This is a genomic window from Streptacidiphilus melanogenes (genome assembly GCF_000787835.1).
In the GTDB taxonomy this organism is placed as follows: Bacteria; Actinomycetota; Actinomycetes; order Streptomycetales; family Streptomycetaceae; genus Streptacidiphilus; species Streptacidiphilus melanogenes.
In genome coordinates this window covers 43363-56963 of the sequence record NZ_BBPP01000003.1, presented here as the reverse complement: position 1 = coordinate 56963, position 13601 = coordinate 43363, and the positions used below count along the sequence as shown (strand labels likewise).

The 13601-nt window shown below is 71.7% G+C and carries 17 protein-coding genes; 8 read left to right on the top strand and 9 right to left on the bottom strand.

Features of this window, described 5'->3' with window-relative positions; translation table 11 throughout:
• Window positions 1-34 precede the first annotated feature (34 nt).
• Complete coding sequence (locus TR49_RS04075; RefSeq protein WP_042377738.1) at window positions 35-586, top strand: hypothetical protein; 552 nt, start codon at window positions 35-37, stop codon at window positions 584-586.
• A gap of 314 nt (window positions 587-900) precedes the next feature.
• On the top strand, window positions 901-2067 hold the full coding sequence (locus TR49_RS04070) for an acyltransferase family protein (RefSeq protein WP_052433996.1): 1167 nt from the start codon (window positions 901-903) through the stop codon (window positions 2065-2067).
• Between the two features lie 86 nt (window positions 2068-2153).
• On the opposite strand, the gene TR49_RS04065 is transcribed toward TR49_RS04070, so the two are convergent.
• Together TR49_RS04065 and TR49_RS04060 are read right to left on the bottom strand one after the other, a co-directional pair.
• Entirely contained in the window at window positions 2154-3374 is a 1221-nt protein-coding gene (locus TR49_RS04065; RefSeq protein ID WP_152627053.1) for a serine hydrolase domain-containing protein, read from the bottom strand.
• Window positions 3375-3716: 342 nt separating this feature from the next.
• Window positions 3717-4502, bottom strand: a complete 786-nt coding sequence (locus TR49_RS04060) for a hypothetical protein (protein ID WP_042377224.1) — start codon at window positions 4500-4502, stop codon at window positions 3717-3719.
• A gap of 120 nt (window positions 4503-4622) precedes the next feature.
• Between TR49_RS04060 and TR49_RS04055 the strand changes: the two genes are divergently transcribed.
• Entirely contained in the window at window positions 4623-5072 is a 450-nt protein-coding gene (locus TR49_RS04055) for an Lrp/AsnC family transcriptional regulator (RefSeq protein ID WP_042377223.1), read from the top strand.
• A gap of 109 nt (window positions 5073-5181) precedes the next feature.
• Here the strand turns inward: TR49_RS04055 and TR49_RS04050 are convergent, their stop codons facing one another.
• A complete protein-coding gene (locus tag TR49_RS04050; protein WP_052433995.1) occupies window positions 5182-5988 on the bottom strand; it encodes an SGNH/GDSL hydrolase family protein in 807 nt (268 codons plus the stop codon).
• Window positions 5989-6406: 418 nt separating this feature from the next.
• On the opposite strand from TR49_RS04050, the gene TR49_RS04045 reads away from it, so the two are divergent.
• Both TR49_RS04045 and TR49_RS04040 read left to right on the top strand, forming a co-directional pair.
• Entirely contained in the window at window positions 6407-6985 is a 579-nt protein-coding gene (locus tag TR49_RS04045) for a TetR/AcrR family transcriptional regulator (RefSeq protein ID WP_369405290.1), read from the top strand.
• Between the two features lie 106 nt (window positions 6986-7091).
• Window positions 7092-7982 (top strand): SDR family NAD(P)-dependent oxidoreductase, encoded by an 891-nt coding sequence (locus TR49_RS04040; RefSeq protein WP_042377215.1) that lies wholly within the window; start codon window positions 7092-7094, stop codon window positions 7980-7982.
• Here the strand turns inward: TR49_RS04040 and TR49_RS04035 are convergent.
• Window positions 7957-8481, bottom strand: coding sequence for an HAD domain-containing protein (locus TR49_RS04035; RefSeq protein ID WP_042377212.1), 525 nt, complete (start codon window positions 8479-8481; stop codon window positions 7957-7959). The two genes, TR49_RS04040 and TR49_RS04035, sit on opposite strands and share 26 nt — an antisense overlap.
• Before the next feature lie 58 nt (window positions 8482-8539).
• Here TR49_RS04035 and TR49_RS04030 point away from each other — a divergent pair, with 58 nt between their 5' ends.
• Window positions 8540-8878, top strand: coding sequence for a hypothetical protein (locus TR49_RS04030; RefSeq protein WP_201776153.1), 339 nt, complete (start codon window positions 8540-8542; stop codon window positions 8876-8878).
• A gap of 17 nt (window positions 8879-8895) precedes the next feature.
• Here the strand turns inward: TR49_RS04030 and TR49_RS04025 are convergent, their stop codons facing one another.
• The 4 genes from TR49_RS04025 to TR49_RS04010 form a co-directional block, all read right to left on the bottom strand.
• Window positions 8896-9309, bottom strand: a complete 414-nt coding sequence (locus TR49_RS04025; protein ID WP_152627052.1) for a hypothetical protein — start codon at window positions 9307-9309, stop codon at window positions 8896-8898.
• Between the two features lie 179 nt (window positions 9310-9488).
• Window positions 9489-10301, bottom strand: a complete 813-nt coding sequence (locus tag TR49_RS04020) for an SAM-dependent methyltransferase (RefSeq protein WP_042377208.1) — start codon at window positions 10299-10301, stop codon at window positions 9489-9491.
• A 75-nt stretch (window positions 10302-10376) separates the two neighbouring features.
• Window positions 10377-10643 (bottom strand): DUF397 domain-containing protein, encoded by a 267-nt coding sequence (locus tag TR49_RS04015; protein ID WP_042377206.1) that lies wholly within the window; start codon window positions 10641-10643, stop codon window positions 10377-10379.
• Complete coding sequence (locus TR49_RS04010; protein WP_439654079.1) at window positions 10640-11461, bottom strand: Sco1979 family transcriptional regulator; 822 nt, start codon at window positions 11459-11461, stop codon at window positions 10640-10642. The genes TR49_RS04015 and TR49_RS04010 overlap by 4 nt, the downstream gene beginning before the upstream one ends.
• Before the next feature lie 216 nt (window positions 11462-11677).
• On the opposite strand from TR49_RS04010, the gene TR49_RS04005 reads away from it, so the two are divergent.
• Window positions 11678-12133 (top strand): ATP-binding protein, encoded by a 456-nt coding sequence (locus TR49_RS04005; protein WP_084724588.1) that lies wholly within the window; start codon window positions 11678-11680, stop codon window positions 12131-12133.
• A 64-nt stretch (window positions 12134-12197) separates the two neighbouring features.
• On the opposite strand, the gene TR49_RS04000 is transcribed toward TR49_RS04005, so the two are convergent.
• Window positions 12198-12527, bottom strand: a complete 330-nt coding sequence (locus TR49_RS04000) for a hypothetical protein (RefSeq protein WP_042377203.1) — start codon at window positions 12525-12527, stop codon at window positions 12198-12200.
• A 438-nt stretch (window positions 12528-12965) separates the two neighbouring features.
• On the opposite strand from TR49_RS04000, the gene TR49_RS03995 reads away from it, so the two are divergent.
• A complete protein-coding gene (locus tag TR49_RS03995) occupies window positions 12966-13583 on the top strand; it encodes a hypothetical protein (protein WP_042377201.1) in 618 nt (205 codons plus the stop codon).
• The last annotated feature ends 18 nt before the right edge of the window (window positions 13584-13601 follow it).

Sequence of the window (13601 nt, the reverse complement as noted above, 5' to 3'; positions counted from 1 at the left end):
CGGTAGCGTGCGGGGACGATCTTTGGGGGGTGGGCTGGTGCGGCCGACGCTGCTGGTGGATGTGGATGGGCCGCTGAATCCCTACGCGGCGAAGCCGTACAGGCGGCCCGAGGGCTACGGGACGCACCGGCTGATGACGCCCCGGTGGCAGGCGACCGAACGTCGTCGGCTCGCTGAGTGGGGCCTTCCCGACAAGGCGGTGAAGCCGCTGCGGGTCTGGCTCAACGCCACACACGGGCCCTCGCTCGCCGCACTGCCCTTCGACCTGGTGTGGGCGACGACCTGGGAGGAAGAAGCCAACGACTTCCTGGCACCGCTTCTCGGCTTGCCTTCCCTGCCGTTCATCGCCTGGCCCGATCCGCGGCCGGAGCCGGAGGGCGGCGTGTTCTGGAAGACGCCGGAGGTCGTGGCCTGGGCGCAGGGCCGCCCGTTCGCGTGGGTCGACGATCAGATCACGGACGCGGACCGCGCCTGGGTCCTCACCCACCACCGCGGTCCGGCGCTCCTCCACTACGTCGATCCGAAGATCGGTCTGACCGCAGACGACTTCGCGCATCTGCAGGACTGGGCGAACCTGATGGGCTGACATCGGTCGGGTGCCGTGGTTGGACCGACCGCCTCGAGCTCGCGCAGCCCGGCCAGCGCTGCCGCAGCCGTGAGCACGGGGGCCATCAGCACTCCCTCGCGCGCCCGGCCGGGACCACACCCTACCCTTCGTCCCCGCAGCATCGTCCACGCACCCCGAAGCAGCACCCAAACAGGACTTATCTACGCAAACCATCCACCCTCGCGGGTGGGGGATCTTCCGTGCGCGGTGGGGCGCGCTATCGTCTCCCGGTGCTCACCGCTCTCTCACCCCGCTCCCTCGTGCGCCGAGGCGCAGAGCCCGCAACGCGGGCGATGCGGCTCGATTCGCTGACCAGTTTGCGGTTCTTTGCCGCATTTGCCGTTTATCTGCATCACTTCAACGGCTTCGCCCCCAACGGGGGCGTGGCGCGCATCCCTGCGCTGTATCCGTGGTCACTGATCGGCGCGCACGGCGTCACGTTCTTCTTCGTCCTGTCCGGCTTCCTGCTCACCTGGACCTGGCAGCCCGGGCGGCAGAGCACCGGGGGCTACTACTGGCGACGCCTCGGCCGCATCTGGCCGGCGCACCTGGTCGCCACCGTCACCGCGATGCTGCTCTTCTACAACCTCGGTTCGGGCATCGGCTGGGGCAAGGACACGACCGACCTGGGCTCGACGCTGTCGAGCATCTTCCTGGTCCAGGCCTGGATACCCGGGGTCCACCCCATCCTCCCGGGCAACCCGGTCACCTGGACGCTCAGCGTCGAGCTCGCGTTCTACCTGGTCTTCCCGTTCGCGTTCCGCTGGTTCGAGCGGCTGCGCACCCGCACCCTGATGCTCATCAGCGCCGCCAGCATGGTGATCGTGTGGGCGGTGGACGTCTACGCGCTCAACTACTGCCGCCCCTCGTTCGAGACGTGGCTCATGCGACTGCCGGTGTCGTACTTCCCGCAGTTCGCGGTCGGCATGGCCTTCGCCTTCGCGCTGCGGCGCGGGTGGCGCATGCGGCTCAGCCCCTGGGTCGTGCTGCTGGCGCTCGTCGCGTACGTCCCGGTGTACGCCACCCACGCGGTCCCGCCGTACGGCCGCTACGGCATCCAGGTCGAGGCCAGCGTGCGCGACATCGTCGCCATCCTGTCCGTCCTGCTGATCACGGCCTACGTCCAACGGGAGCTCGACGGCCGCACGGGCCTGCTGAACCGGCGCTCCCTGGTCCTCCTCGGCAGCTGGTCCTACTGCTACTACCTGGTCCACCAGCAGGTCATCCAGGCCATGTACGACCTGCACCTGTGGCAGCCGGCCGGCAACCGCAACGTGTGGATCCTCGCCGTCGGCTTCGCCATCGGCACCCTCTTCGCCTGGCTGCTGTACACCCTGGTCGAGGAGCCGGCCCGCAAGAAGTGGACCGCCCTCATGCCGCGGTCGCTGCGCAAGCCGCCCCGCATGCCGCAGCCGCCCGTCGGCGCCGGCACGCGGGACCCGGAGACCGTCCGCACCTGACGGTCGTCCGAGGGGGACGTCGGCGGTGCCGACGACGTGCGCACCTGAGAGGGGCGCGAGGCTGATGCCTCGCGCCCCTCTCGTCGCTAGAAGGGACCCAGGGTCAGCGGGTTGTTCGGCACGAGCCGCTGTGAGATGTCCTCGGCGACGTTGGTGGCCAGGTTGGTGACGGCTGTGGAGGTGTCCGGGGTGTCGGTCGCCGAGACCGCGATCGACAGGTGCCGGGAGGGCAGATACGCCATGATCGCGGCGTAGCCCAGGAAGGACGGGTTCTGGATGATCCAGCCGTTCACCACGATCACGGACATGCCGAAGTGCGCGGCCCTGGTCTGCGGGAAACAGAGCGGGCACTGCGGCGTCTTCTCGCCGAGGCCGACCGTGCCGGGGTCGAGCAGGGTCCGGTAGCCCTGGCGGGTGAGCGTCTGCCCCGCGCCGATGCCCTCGCCCGAGCGGGCGAGGTCGCAGATGTCCTGGGTGATGACCGCGCCCGGCGCGGTGGTCCACGAGGGGTTCCAGAAGGTCGACTCCTCGTACGTGCCGCGTGCGGTGGTGAAGGCGTGCAGCACCGGGGTGGGGATGTCGGGGGTGTAGCTGTTCGACGTCGCGTGCAGGCCCAGCGGACGGTAGATGCGCTGCTCCAGCAGGTGGTCGAGCCGGGTGTGCGTGATCCGCTGCAACGCCTCGCCCAACAGCAGGAAGTTGGCGTGGGAGTAGCTGATGTTGGTGCCGGGCTTGTAGAGCAGCGTCTCCGGGTTCGCGTAGCCGAGGAGCTCCGCGGGCGTCCAGTGCTTGAACGGGTGCGCCAGCAGCGCCTTCTGGAAGTCCGGGTTCTTGACGTAGTCCTGGAAGCCGGAGGTGGTGTTGCCGAGCATCCGCAGCGTGATCTCGCGGGCGTGCGGGACCCAGGGCAGCCAGCGGGAGATGGGGTCGTCGAGGCTGATCCGGTGCTCGTCGGCGAGCTGCAGCAGGATCGTGCCCATGTAGCTGATGCCCACGGAGCCCGCGCGGAAGCGCATGTCGGGGCGGGCCGGCACGGAGGTCATCGACGTTCCCACCGCGCCGGTCCACAGGTCACGGCCGTTCTCGGTCACCCTGGCCACGACCGCGCGCAGCTTCAGCTCGCGCCGGGACTTCCTGACGGTGTCCTCGATGACGCGGGCCTTGCCGTGCGCCGCGGCCGGGGAGGCGACGCAGTCGGATCCGCGGCGCCCGGCGGCGTCGGCGGAGCCCGCGGTCCCCGCGAGCAGCGGGGTGGAGGAGAGCAGCAGAGCGGCAGCACACAGCAGTGCGGTTCGCTTACGAGTCATGCTTCACGATCCGGGTGACACTCCCCCGAATCCGTGCAGGACACTCCCGGCGCCACCCCGATGGCGCACGCCGTCCGGGCCACCGGCGTACGCGTATCCGAGGAACGGGGTGCGGTGCTCCGCTCCGTGCAGCACCGCACCCCGGGTGCCTGCGGCCGGGGGGGGTAACCGCAGGCTCCTTTCATCGGGCCCCGCCGAGGTGAGGAACCAGCGGGACCCGGGTCCGTGAGCACGAACCACGACCAGCATGCTCCCGCCCCGGGGCCGCGCCGCGCGCCGCGCGCCGCGCGCACGGAACCGGCACAACACCCGCACGCGACCGACGCCGCGCCTCCGGCGCGCTCAGGCGGTCCGGCCGGTGGCGGCCGCCCGTGGCGCGCAGCGGCGCAGCAGGCGCTCGCCGAGCACCAGCGCGGCGAGGGCGAGACCGAAGGCGGCGACCGGTCCGAGGTGGGTCGGGGCGAAGCAGAGCACCAGCATGAAGCCGAGCGTGCCCGCAGTGGACGTCAGCGCGCCGCGCAGCATGTCGACGGCGGCCCGCCCGCCGGCCTCCCGGTGGGTCGAGGTCACCATCACGGACAGCAGCACCGGCAGCGCCGTCAGCACGCCGGCGACGAAGGACCCCAGCACGTCGCTCGCGGCCAGCGCACCCGCCACGACGACGCCGGTGATCGCCATGCGCGCCGGTATCTCCCAGCCGCCCGCGCCGCGGTTCGGCCGCGCGGGCGTCGGTGTGACGGAGGGCCAGGTCAGCAGGCCGACGACGATCACGGAGACGGCCAGCGCCGTGGACAGCCAGACGCTCCCGCCGCCGGCTCCGGCCAGTGCCGCCCCGGCCGCGCAGGCGAGCGCGATCGCCAGGGTGCGGGCCGGGCGGCGGGTGGGCGCCAGCCGGGCGTAGGCGAGGCAGAAACAGGCGACGCCCAGCATTCCCGTGGCGGTGCCGTGGGCGGCCGCGGCGGCTTTCTCGGGGCCGGAGGCGATCCAGGTCAGGGCGAGGAACGGACCGCTCGTGGTCGGCGCGCCGAGCAGCTGCCCGCCCCTGCGGGGCCCGAGACGACGCGCGAGGACGGAGGCGAGGAGGACGAGGAGGGGGGCGAGGGCGGACCTGAGCAGCAGGAGTTCCATGCCCGCGATTCTTGCGCCGATCTGTCCGATTTTGTCGCGGAGTTATGGGCCCGTTCGGGATAGCAGCCGAGGAAAACTCGCCACGGTGCCAGCAGCGCCGAAGATTTGTAGCATGGGACCGTGGACCGTATCGATCGCGAGCTTCTGACGCTGCTCCTGCACGACGGCCGGGCGACGTACCAGGAGCTCGGCCGCCAGGTGCGGCTGTCGGCCAACACGGTGGCCGACCGGGTGCGCCGGCTCCAGACGGACGGCGTCATCCGCGGCTACCGGGCCGAACTGAACCTGGAGTCGTTCGGCCGCGCCATGCAGCTGCTCAGCGACGTCCGCCTGCGAGAGGGCGTGGACCGCCGGGGCTTCGAGGAGCAGCTCGGCGCGGTGCCGCAGGTGGTCGGGGCGATGCGCGTCACCGGCGAGTACGACTACCAGCTGCACCTCGCCTGCACCGACACCCGCGAGTTCGAGACCGTGATCGACCGCCTCAAGGCCGAGTTGGGCGTGCGCGAGCTGCGCAGCCGCCTCGTCCTGCACGAGGTGCCCCTGGGCCTCGAACGGGCCATCGAGCCCTGACCGGGTTCGGGCCCTGGTCGGACTCGGACGGGCGCTGAACGGTACTGCGGGCGTGGCCAGGGCCCGCAGTACCGGACGATCCGTCAGGCTTTCAGCGTGTCACGCCGGTTCACGCGTCGGCGCGGAAGACCGGGTAGTAGCCCCCGGACTGCCCCGCAGAGGTGGGGTGGTAGGACTCGTAGACCGGCAGCGTCGTGCTGTGGATCCACTGGCTGTCCGTGCAGATCTCGTGACCCGAGAAGGCGCTGCGGACGTCGCCGAAGGTGAAGCCCGCGTACTTGGCGACCTCCTTGGCAATGACGCCGTCGAGGTCGTCCGCGGCGCCGTTGATGGCGCTGCGGCTGGTGTTGCTGATGCCGAACAGGCAGTCGCCCGGGATCGCGTAGAGGTGCGGGTAACCGAGCACGACCACGTGCGCGTTGGGCGCGTGGGAGCGGATCGCCGAGTACAGCGAGTCGAGCCTGGAAGCGAGTTGGGTGTTGACGAAGTTCTCCGCCGTGTTGACGGCCGAGACGCAGGAGCTGGTGCCGTCCAGCACGCAGGTCTCCATCGTCGAGGAGAAGCCGGCGTCGTCGCCGCCCACGGTGACGCTGACCTCCGTGGTGCCGCTGTTCAGCCCGGAGAGCTGGCCGTTCAGCACGTCCGAGGTCGTGGCCCCGGAGCAGGCCTCGAAGTCGAAGCTGGACGGGGAGTTCGCCTGCTGCCACAGGGAGGGGTAGGCGAGCGTGCTGCGGTAGCAGGTACCGCTGGAGGAGATGTAGCTGCCGCTGCCGACGCCGGCGGCGTAGGAGTCGCCGAGGGCGACGTAGCCGCCGCCGGCGGCCCGGGCGCTCGGGGCCAGGACGAGAGCGCCGGCGAGAACCGTGCCGACGGCGAGGGTGCCCGCCATGAGCCGTCTGGACGCGGGGGTGCGCATGGAGCCTCCACTTGTGGTGGTGGTGTTGCACGACAGGTCGGGTGGGGACAGGTCGACGCGCGTCGCGGACTTGTGTACCAGTGGGTAACGACGGCGCGGAAGTGGTCATGGCCGCGTCCTGACACCTACGTCCTTGTGGCGGTGAAGTCCTGACACATCGTCGGAAAGATCGACGTCCGCTTGGGCGGGAGCTCGCACGGTTCCGGCGCGGTCGTCCGCTTGGTGCCGGTGAGCACCGCCGGGGTGGGATTTGCGCGCGTTGCTCCTCCGGGCCACAAGCTCCTCCGGGCCTCCGATCCTCCGGGGCCGGGGCCCCGGGCCTCCGGACCCCGGGCTTGCGCGTGAGGGAGGCGAGGGCGGCCCGGCACCCCCGTGGTCGGCCGGGGGGCGCGCCGCAGCGGCCACTATCCTGGTCGGCGTGACACCGAACCCCGAGCGCGCGACGCCGATGCGCGCGGACGCCGCGCGCAACCGCGCACGGGTCCTGCAGATCGCCCGCGAGCAGCTGGCAGCGGGCGACAGCTCGTTGCAGCTGAACGCCATCGCCCGCCTCGCGGGCGTCGGCGTCGGGACGGTGTACCGGCACTTCCCCACCCGCCACGCGCTGGTGGAGGCCCTGTCGGTGGAGCGCTTCGCGCAGCTCGTCGACGAGGCCCGGGCCGCGGCGGCGGAGGCGGACGCACTGACGGGCCTGCACCGGCTGCTGACCTACGCCCTGGCGCGGTCGCTCGACGACCCGGAGTTCGCGGCGGTCCTGGAGGCCTCTCGCGACGCCGAGGAGCAGACCGCGGCCTTGAAGGCGGAGCTCGACCAGGCCGTTGCCGGGCTGCTGGACCGCGCCCGCGAGACCGGCGCCATCCGCGGCGACATCGAGGCGGACGACGTGCGCCGGCTGCTGTGCGGCATCGAGCACGCGGTGCGGGTGGGCGACAGCGATCCGCTGCGCATCGGGGTCTATCTCAGCGTCCTGCTCGAGGGTCTGCGCCCGCCACGCTGACACACCACCAACCGGATAGCTATCCGTTTGTGCTACCGTCTGCCCAGGGAACCGGATAGTCATCCGTTTCAGCGGGTTCGAAGCATTCGACGCCTGGAGGGGCACAATGACGCAGCGGGCAGTGGTGACGGGTGCGACCGGCGGTATCGGCCTGGAGACCGCACGGGGGTTGGCGGCGGCCGGCTTCGCGGTGACCGTTGTCGGCCGGGACGCCGCACGCGGAGCGCAGGCGGTGGAACGGCTCAAGGCCGCCGCGACGGACGGCGAGCCGGCCTTCGTCGCCGCGGACCTCGCCTCGCTCGGCGAGGTCCGGGAGCTGGCGGTGCGGCTGGCGGCCGAGGGCCCGCTGGACGTGCTGGTCAACAACGTGGGAGCGATGTTCCCCGAGCGACGGCTGACCGCCGACGGCATCGAGGCGTCCTTCGCCGTCAACCACCTCTCGCCGTACCTGCTGACCGAGTCGCTGCTGGAGACGCTCGGCTCCGGTTCGCCGAGCCGGATCGTGAACGTGACCTCCGGGGCGGTCCGGGTGGCCAAGCACCGCTTCGACGCGGTCGAGCCGCGCGGCGGCTACTACGGCTTCCACTGGTACGGGCGCGCGAAGCTCGCCAACCTCGCCTACACCCTGGACCTCGCGCGGCGGCTCGACCGCAGCGGCGTCTCGGTCTTCGCCGCCGATCCCGGCGGCGCGGCGACGGCGATGACCGACGGCACGATGACCTCCCCGAAGATCGTCTCCCCCGGGCTCCGCCTGATGTGGCCGCTGGTCCGGCGCGCCTTCGAGCGCTCCACGGCCGGACCGGCCGCAGTGGCGGCGCGGTCGTCCGTCCTCGCCGCCACCGACCCCTCCCTCGATGGGCGGACCGGACTGCTCATCGGCCCCGAGGCCGTGCCCGTCACCCCGATCCGCTGGGCCACGGACCCGCAGGTCGCCCACGACGTCCTGCGCCTCAGCCGCGAGTCCGCGCCGCTCACCCCCGCGCCTGCCCGTCGATAGGCCACGAGGCGAGCAGGTCGAAGTCCTCCCCCGTCAACCCGGTCCGGGGATCCACGCGCAGCAGCAGCGCCGCACCGCCGTGGTGCGCCGCCACCCAGACGCGGTCCGCGCGCGTGATCTCGTCGTCGACCCACGCGAACGCGCGCCCGGCGGCGCTGGAGACGATCGGGCGCGTCTTCCAGTGCCGCCCGGCGCGTATGTCCCGCTCCTCCGCCTCCGCGTCCCCCTCGCCCTCCGGCCACGCGAGCACGGGCAGGGCGGGCAGCCCGAGCCGGGGCGCGACCAGCTCGTTCGCGTCCTCGCCCCAGGTGGTCGCCCATACCAACTCGTACTCCAGCGCCGCCAGTCGACGGCCCACGGTGGGGTCGATCCGCGACAACAGCGAGTCGGCCGCATCGGTCGGCAGCGCTCGGCTCGGCGCGGGTCCGCCGAACGGGATGAGCGGGCCGTCGACATCGAGGAAGAGCAACGGCCGCACCACTGCACCTGCCGCGTCCATGATCCACACCGTACCGCTCGACGGTCCGCCTGTCAGTGCCGATCGCCATCATGGGGAGGTGACGAACACGAACCTGGCCCCCGGCAGCGTCTGGCGACTCCACCACGGCGACCACGAGATCGCCCGGCTGACCGTGACCGACAACGACTGGCCCTGGCTCCGGGCCACCGTCGAGGCCCTCCCCGGATTCGAGGGTTTCCGCCCCCTCTTCGCGGAACACGAGCAGGCCGTCGAGGAGGAGGACTGGGAGCAGGCGGACCTCTCCTACTTCCGCATCCGCGACGCCCTCACCATGACCTTCCCGGACGGCAGCCCGGTCGCCGAGTTCCTGCTCCACATCCACGCCGACGACACCGCCGGCTGGCGCTGGCACGACGAGCCCTTCGACGGGCGGTAGGCGGCCCTGCCGGGCCGTCAGAAACAGCAGTTCAGGAGCAGGACGTCCGCCACCGCGCAGAGCAGGCGGCCGCCGTGGGCGGCCGGGAGGAACTCGGTGGGATGGGTGAACGGGCCCGTGACGAGCAGGAGTTCGCCGCGAGCACGGGCGGATCGGCGCCAGGGGCGGGTGGAGAGGAGCAGGCCGCGGTACCAGGGGCGGCCGTCGGGAGCGGTGACGGCGAGGTGGCGGTCGTCGATGGTCACGAGCCATCGCGGGGCGCAGTCCAGGCCGGAGGCCAAGTCGGCCGGGAGCCAGCCGGAGGCGGTGGGGTGGTCCGGGCGCGAGGGGAAGACGAGCGTCGGGTGGCTGCGCCACAGCTCCGGCCAGACCGCCGTCGGATCGGCGGCGGGGTCCGGCCACCCGTCCTGGGCGGGGGTCGGCGTCACCACGACCGCCCGCCCGGGTCGGTCGCCGGCCGCCCCGCCGGCCACGCCTCCGGACGACGTGGGGGGCGGCACCGGCGGGGCCGGTGCCGTGCCGGGGGCGCGCCGACTGGAGGGATCGTCTGGTAGTGAGGCATCTCGTTCCCCGTACGGGAAGGGCGGGGCGGCTCCGGGCAGCGTGGGCGTCAGGGTTTGACGCCCACACCGACCCACAGGCTGACCTCGGCGTCGGTGGGCACGTCCTCCGAGGCGCCGTCCGGGCGCCAGCGGTGGCCCACGGAGATGCCCGGCTCCAGCAGGTCGAGGCCCTCGAAGAACCCCGCGACCTCCTTACGGGTGCGGAACTGGACGGGCGTGCCGGAGCCGTTGTAGATGTCCTCGACCTTCTCCCAGCTGACCGGGTCGAAGTCGGGCGTGCAGTGGCTGATCGCCAGCGCGCTGCCGGAGGGCAGGGCGCCGAGGAGGGTCCGCACGATGCGGTGCGGGTCCTGGGCGTCCGGGACGAAGTGGAGCAGGGCGTTCAGGGACAGGGCGACGGGCCGATCGAGGTCGAGGACCTCGGACAGCTCGGGACTGTCGAGCAGCGACTCCGGGTCGTTGACGTCCGCCTCGATGTAGGTGGTGCGTCCCTCGGCCGTGCTGCGCATCAGGCGCTCGGCGTACTTGAGGACGAGGGGGTCGTTGTCGGCGTAGACGACGCGCGCGGACGGGGCGACCGACTGGGCGACCTGGTGCAGGTTCGGCTCGGTGGGGATGCCGGTGCCGATGTCCAGCCACTGGCGGATGCCGTGCTCGCGCGCGAGGACGCGGGTGGCGCGGTGCATGAACGCGCGGTTCTCGCGGGCGCAGGTGAAGATGCTGGGAAACACCGCGACGACCCGTTCCGCGGCCTGGGCGTCGACCTCGAAGTGGTCCTTGCCGCCGAGGTAGTAGTCGTACATCCGGGCGGAGTGCGGCCTGTTGGTGTCGAGGCCCCTCGCGGGACGGGTGTCGCTCATCGGTTCCGTTCCCCTTCGTGTCTGACGTCGGTGTCGTGCGCGCCGACCGGGCCTCGGCCCTGGGGCCGACCGGCCCTAGCCGGCCAGCAGGTGGTCCGCGAGGCCTGCCTTGGCACCCTCGACGAACGCGCTGATCTCGTCGGTGGTGTAGATCAGCGCGGGGCCGCCGGGGTCCGTGGACTGCCGCAGCGCGACGCGGCCGTCGGCCAGCCGCTTCACCTCGACGCACTGTCCGCCGTTGGGGCCGCTCCAGGGCTTCTCCCAGCCCTGCTCGCCGAGTTCACGGGCCGGCATCCCGTTGTAGATCCCTCTGTCGGCACCCGCACTGTCGGTGGTGGTCATGAGTACTCCTTACGCATGCGGTTGAGCAGAGCCTTGCTCTGCCCGGACGAGGTCAGCAGCGCCATCCGGTTGTGCGCCTCGAGATGGGCGACGACGTCCGCGCGCTGGTCCAGGTAGACGGACGCGGAGAGGATCTCGCTGTACACGACGTCGGGCAGCTCCCGCTCCCTGAAGCGGAAGTAGGTGAAGGGCGCGCACGCTCCCACGTGGGCGCCCGCGGTGAACGGGACCACGTCGATGCTGACGTGGTCGCGTTCCATGGCCGTGAGCAGCACGTCGATCTGGTCGCGCATCACCTCCGCGCTGCCGACGACGCGATGGAGGACGGCCTCCTCCATCACCACCCAGAGGGTGGGCGCGTCGGGGTGGTCCAGCAGGCTCTGCCGCCGCAGCCGCAGGTCGACGCGCCGGTCCAGCTCGTCCCCGGAGTCATTGGGGAAGCCGCCCTGCAGGACGGCCCGGGCGTACGCGTGCGTCTGCAACAGGCCCGGGACGTAGTGCGGTTCGTAGGTGCGCAGGGTCACGGCGCCGGATTCGAGGCTGACGTAGGCCGAGAACCAGCTGGGCAGCACGTCGCGGTAGGCGTACCACCAGCCGGGCTCGTTGGCCTGCTCGGCGAGGGCGATGAACTCCTCGATCTCCTGCGCGTCGGCGCCGTACTTCTCCAGCAGCCGTTCCACGTACAGGGGCTTGAGGGCGACCTCGGCCTTCTCCAGACGGCGCACCGTCAGGGAGGTGACGCGCAGGGCCTTGGCCGCGGCCTCGAGCGAGACCCCCGCGGCGAGGCGCCGGTCCTGGAGCCGTCGGCCGAGGATCATGCGCAGCACGGTGGGAGCGCCCGTGCCGGCATTCGACCGGTTCTCGGTCACGCGCTCCACCTCCCCGACGATCTGGCGATCAGACGACCCGTCGCTCCGTCAGCGATCCGATTTTGGCAGAGACTTGGCGATGATGACACCAGGAGGATGACATCGCGCTGAAATTATCAGGGAGTTGGTTGCGCCGTGTACGGGACGGCGAGCATAGTCGGATTCGTGAGTGCTCACCGACAGCAGACGACAGAGCTCCTGCCCGCCCCGCACTTAGCGACGGCGGGCCTACGACGATCCCACTGGCTGGAGCTTCCGGCTCACCGCTCCAGCGTCGGCATCGCACGGCACCGCCTCACCGAACACCTGGACGCCTGGTCCGTGCCCGGTCAGGCCCTTGACGACGCGGCCCTGCTGCTGTCCGAGCTCGCCACCAACGCCGTGGTGCACACGGCGAGCACGAGGATCCTCTGCGGCGTCGCCCTCTCCGCCGACGGCCGGCTGCGCATCGAGGTCCACGACGACCACGGTGTCTGCTGCGAGGCTCCCGAAGCGCCGGATCTCGACGAGGAGAGCGGCCGGGGCCTGCTCATCGTCCAGGCCCTCGCGGAGTCCTGGGGCGTCAAGCCCTCCTCCACCACCGAGGGCAAGGTCGTCTGGGCGACGCTCAGAACCGCCTGAGACCCGCCCGGGGTTCCGGTCGGGGCCCCGGCCCCGGATCCAGTCCGGGGATTCGGTCCGGGATTCAGTCCGCGCTCCGCTCCACCCGCCTACGAGCTGCGACCTTGCGCGCCTGAGCGGTCTCCCGCGCACAGCCCACGGCGTGGGCGCGGACGGTCGTCGGATGCTGGCGCACCGCCGTGCGCAGGTCCTGCACCGTCTGACGGAGCCTGCCGAACTCCTCGATGTCCTCCTCCGTCCACCTGGCCCGCTGCAGCGCCTGACGCGGCTCAGGGAACCGCGCGCGGTACTCCGCGGTCTTGCTCTGGGCGAAGTCAGCGAGCGCATTGTCCGCCGCATCCAACTCGCGTTGGAGCTGGACGAGGTCGTCCGGGGCTGGAAGAGCGTCGGGCATATGACAGAGCTTACGAAGTCGACCCGATGACGTCACTAGGCGTCCGCGAAGTGACGCAGCGTCATGCATGGGAGTTAAACGCGGTGTTGGGACTCCACCATACTCCGTCCTGAGACTGCCCGAGTACCACTCCGGCCGGCTGGGGCGGGCTGCTTCCGAGCCGCTTCCGGGACGTCTCCGGGCCGTCGCAGGGCACGCCGCCGAGGTCTCCCCGGGCGTCCTCCCCCCAAGGCACGCTCCTGCGGCGGCCTGCCGGGACCCGCCGCGCTCGAGCGTCGGAGCCACACCGTCACCCGTTCGGACCTCGCCAGACGGAGCACCAGCTGTCGCGGGCCGCGGGGTCTGCGCGTGTAATCGGAAGGGCGCTCCGTCGCCGGACCGGCCACGGACACCCAGGCAGGCCACGCCCAGGCGAGTCCGAGTCGGAGAGGACCACTGATGTCGAGCACGAAGCGAGCCGTCTTCCATTACACCGCAGGTCTCGTCGCTGCTCTGGCACTCTTCGCGGGCGGCGTGCTCGGGCTCAGCGCGTGCACCAGCTCGGCGACGGGCAACTTCTCCGGCAGCACCGTGATGACCACGCAACCGCCGAACACCGGGAACTTCTCCGGGAACGCGCCGTCGGCCCTGCAGTCGCTCGCCTCCGCCGGCCAGGCCTCCGCCGCGTCGGTGTCCGCGTCCAACGCGGCGCGGGCCTCCGCGTTCGCCTCCTCCGTCGCCGCCGAGTCCGCCCGGACGCAGGCCGCCTACCAGGCGGCTCTGAAGAACGTCACCGGGCGCGGGAACGCTTTCTCGGACGTCTTCCTCACCGGCCTTCCGAAGACCCAGACCGGCGGGCTCCACGCCGCGATCGTCAACATCACGAACCACGGGACCGCCGCCGCCTCCTTCGCCGTGCAGGTGGACTGGACGGACACCTCGGGACACGTCGTCGACAGCGGCGTGGTCGGCACGGAGCACCTCGCCCCCAACGGGAAGGCGACGCCGGTCGCGTTCAGCACGAAGGACGCCGACCTGACCCTCGTCCCGGTGGTCGCCAAGGCCCAGAGCTTCTGAGCCGCCCCTCCCCTGCGG

Excerpts from the sequence above, each read along its gene's own strand:
- TR49_RS04070 (WP_052433996.1), top strand. The coding sequence starts at position 901 with ATGCGGCTCGATTCGCTGACCAGTTTGCGGTTCTTTGCCGCATTTGCC.
- TR49_RS04065 (WP_152627053.1), bottom strand. The coding sequence starts at position 3,374 with ATGACTCGTAAGCGAACCGCACTGCTGTGTGCTGCCGCTCTGCTGCTC.
- TR49_RS04060 (WP_042377224.1), bottom strand. The coding sequence starts at position 4,502 with ATGGAACTCCTGCTGCTCAGGTCCGCCCTCGCCCCCCTCCTCGTCCTC.
- TR49_RS04050 (WP_052433995.1), bottom strand. The coding sequence starts at position 5,988 with ATGCGCACCCCCGCGTCCAGACGGCTCATGGCGGGCACCCTCGCCGTC.
- TR49_RS04040 (WP_042377215.1), top strand. The coding sequence starts at position 7,092 with ATGACGCAGCGGGCAGTGGTGACGGGTGCGACCGGCGGTATCGGCCTG.
- TR49_RS04035 (WP_042377212.1), bottom strand. The coding sequence starts at position 8,481 with ATGGACGCGGCAGGTGCAGTGGTGCGGCCGTTGCTCTTCCTCGATGTC.
- TR49_RS04020 (WP_042377208.1), bottom strand. The coding sequence starts at position 10,301 with ATGAGCGACACCCGTCCCGCGAGGGGCCTCGACACCAACAGGCCGCAC.
- TR49_RS04015 (WP_042377206.1), bottom strand. The coding sequence starts at position 10,643 with ATGACCACCACCGACAGTGCGGGTGCCGACAGAGGGATCTACAACGGG.
- TR49_RS04010 (WP_439654079.1), bottom strand. The coding sequence starts at position 11,461 with ATGATCCTCGGCCGACGGCTCCAGGACCGGCGCCTCGCCGCGGGGGTC.
- TR49_RS04000 (WP_042377203.1), bottom strand. The coding sequence starts at position 12,527 with ATGCCCGACGCTCTTCCAGCCCCGGACGACCTCGTCCAGCTCCAACGC.
- TR49_RS03995 (WP_042377201.1), top strand. The coding sequence starts at position 12,966 with ATGTCGAGCACGAAGCGAGCCGTCTTCCATTACACCGCAGGTCTCGTC.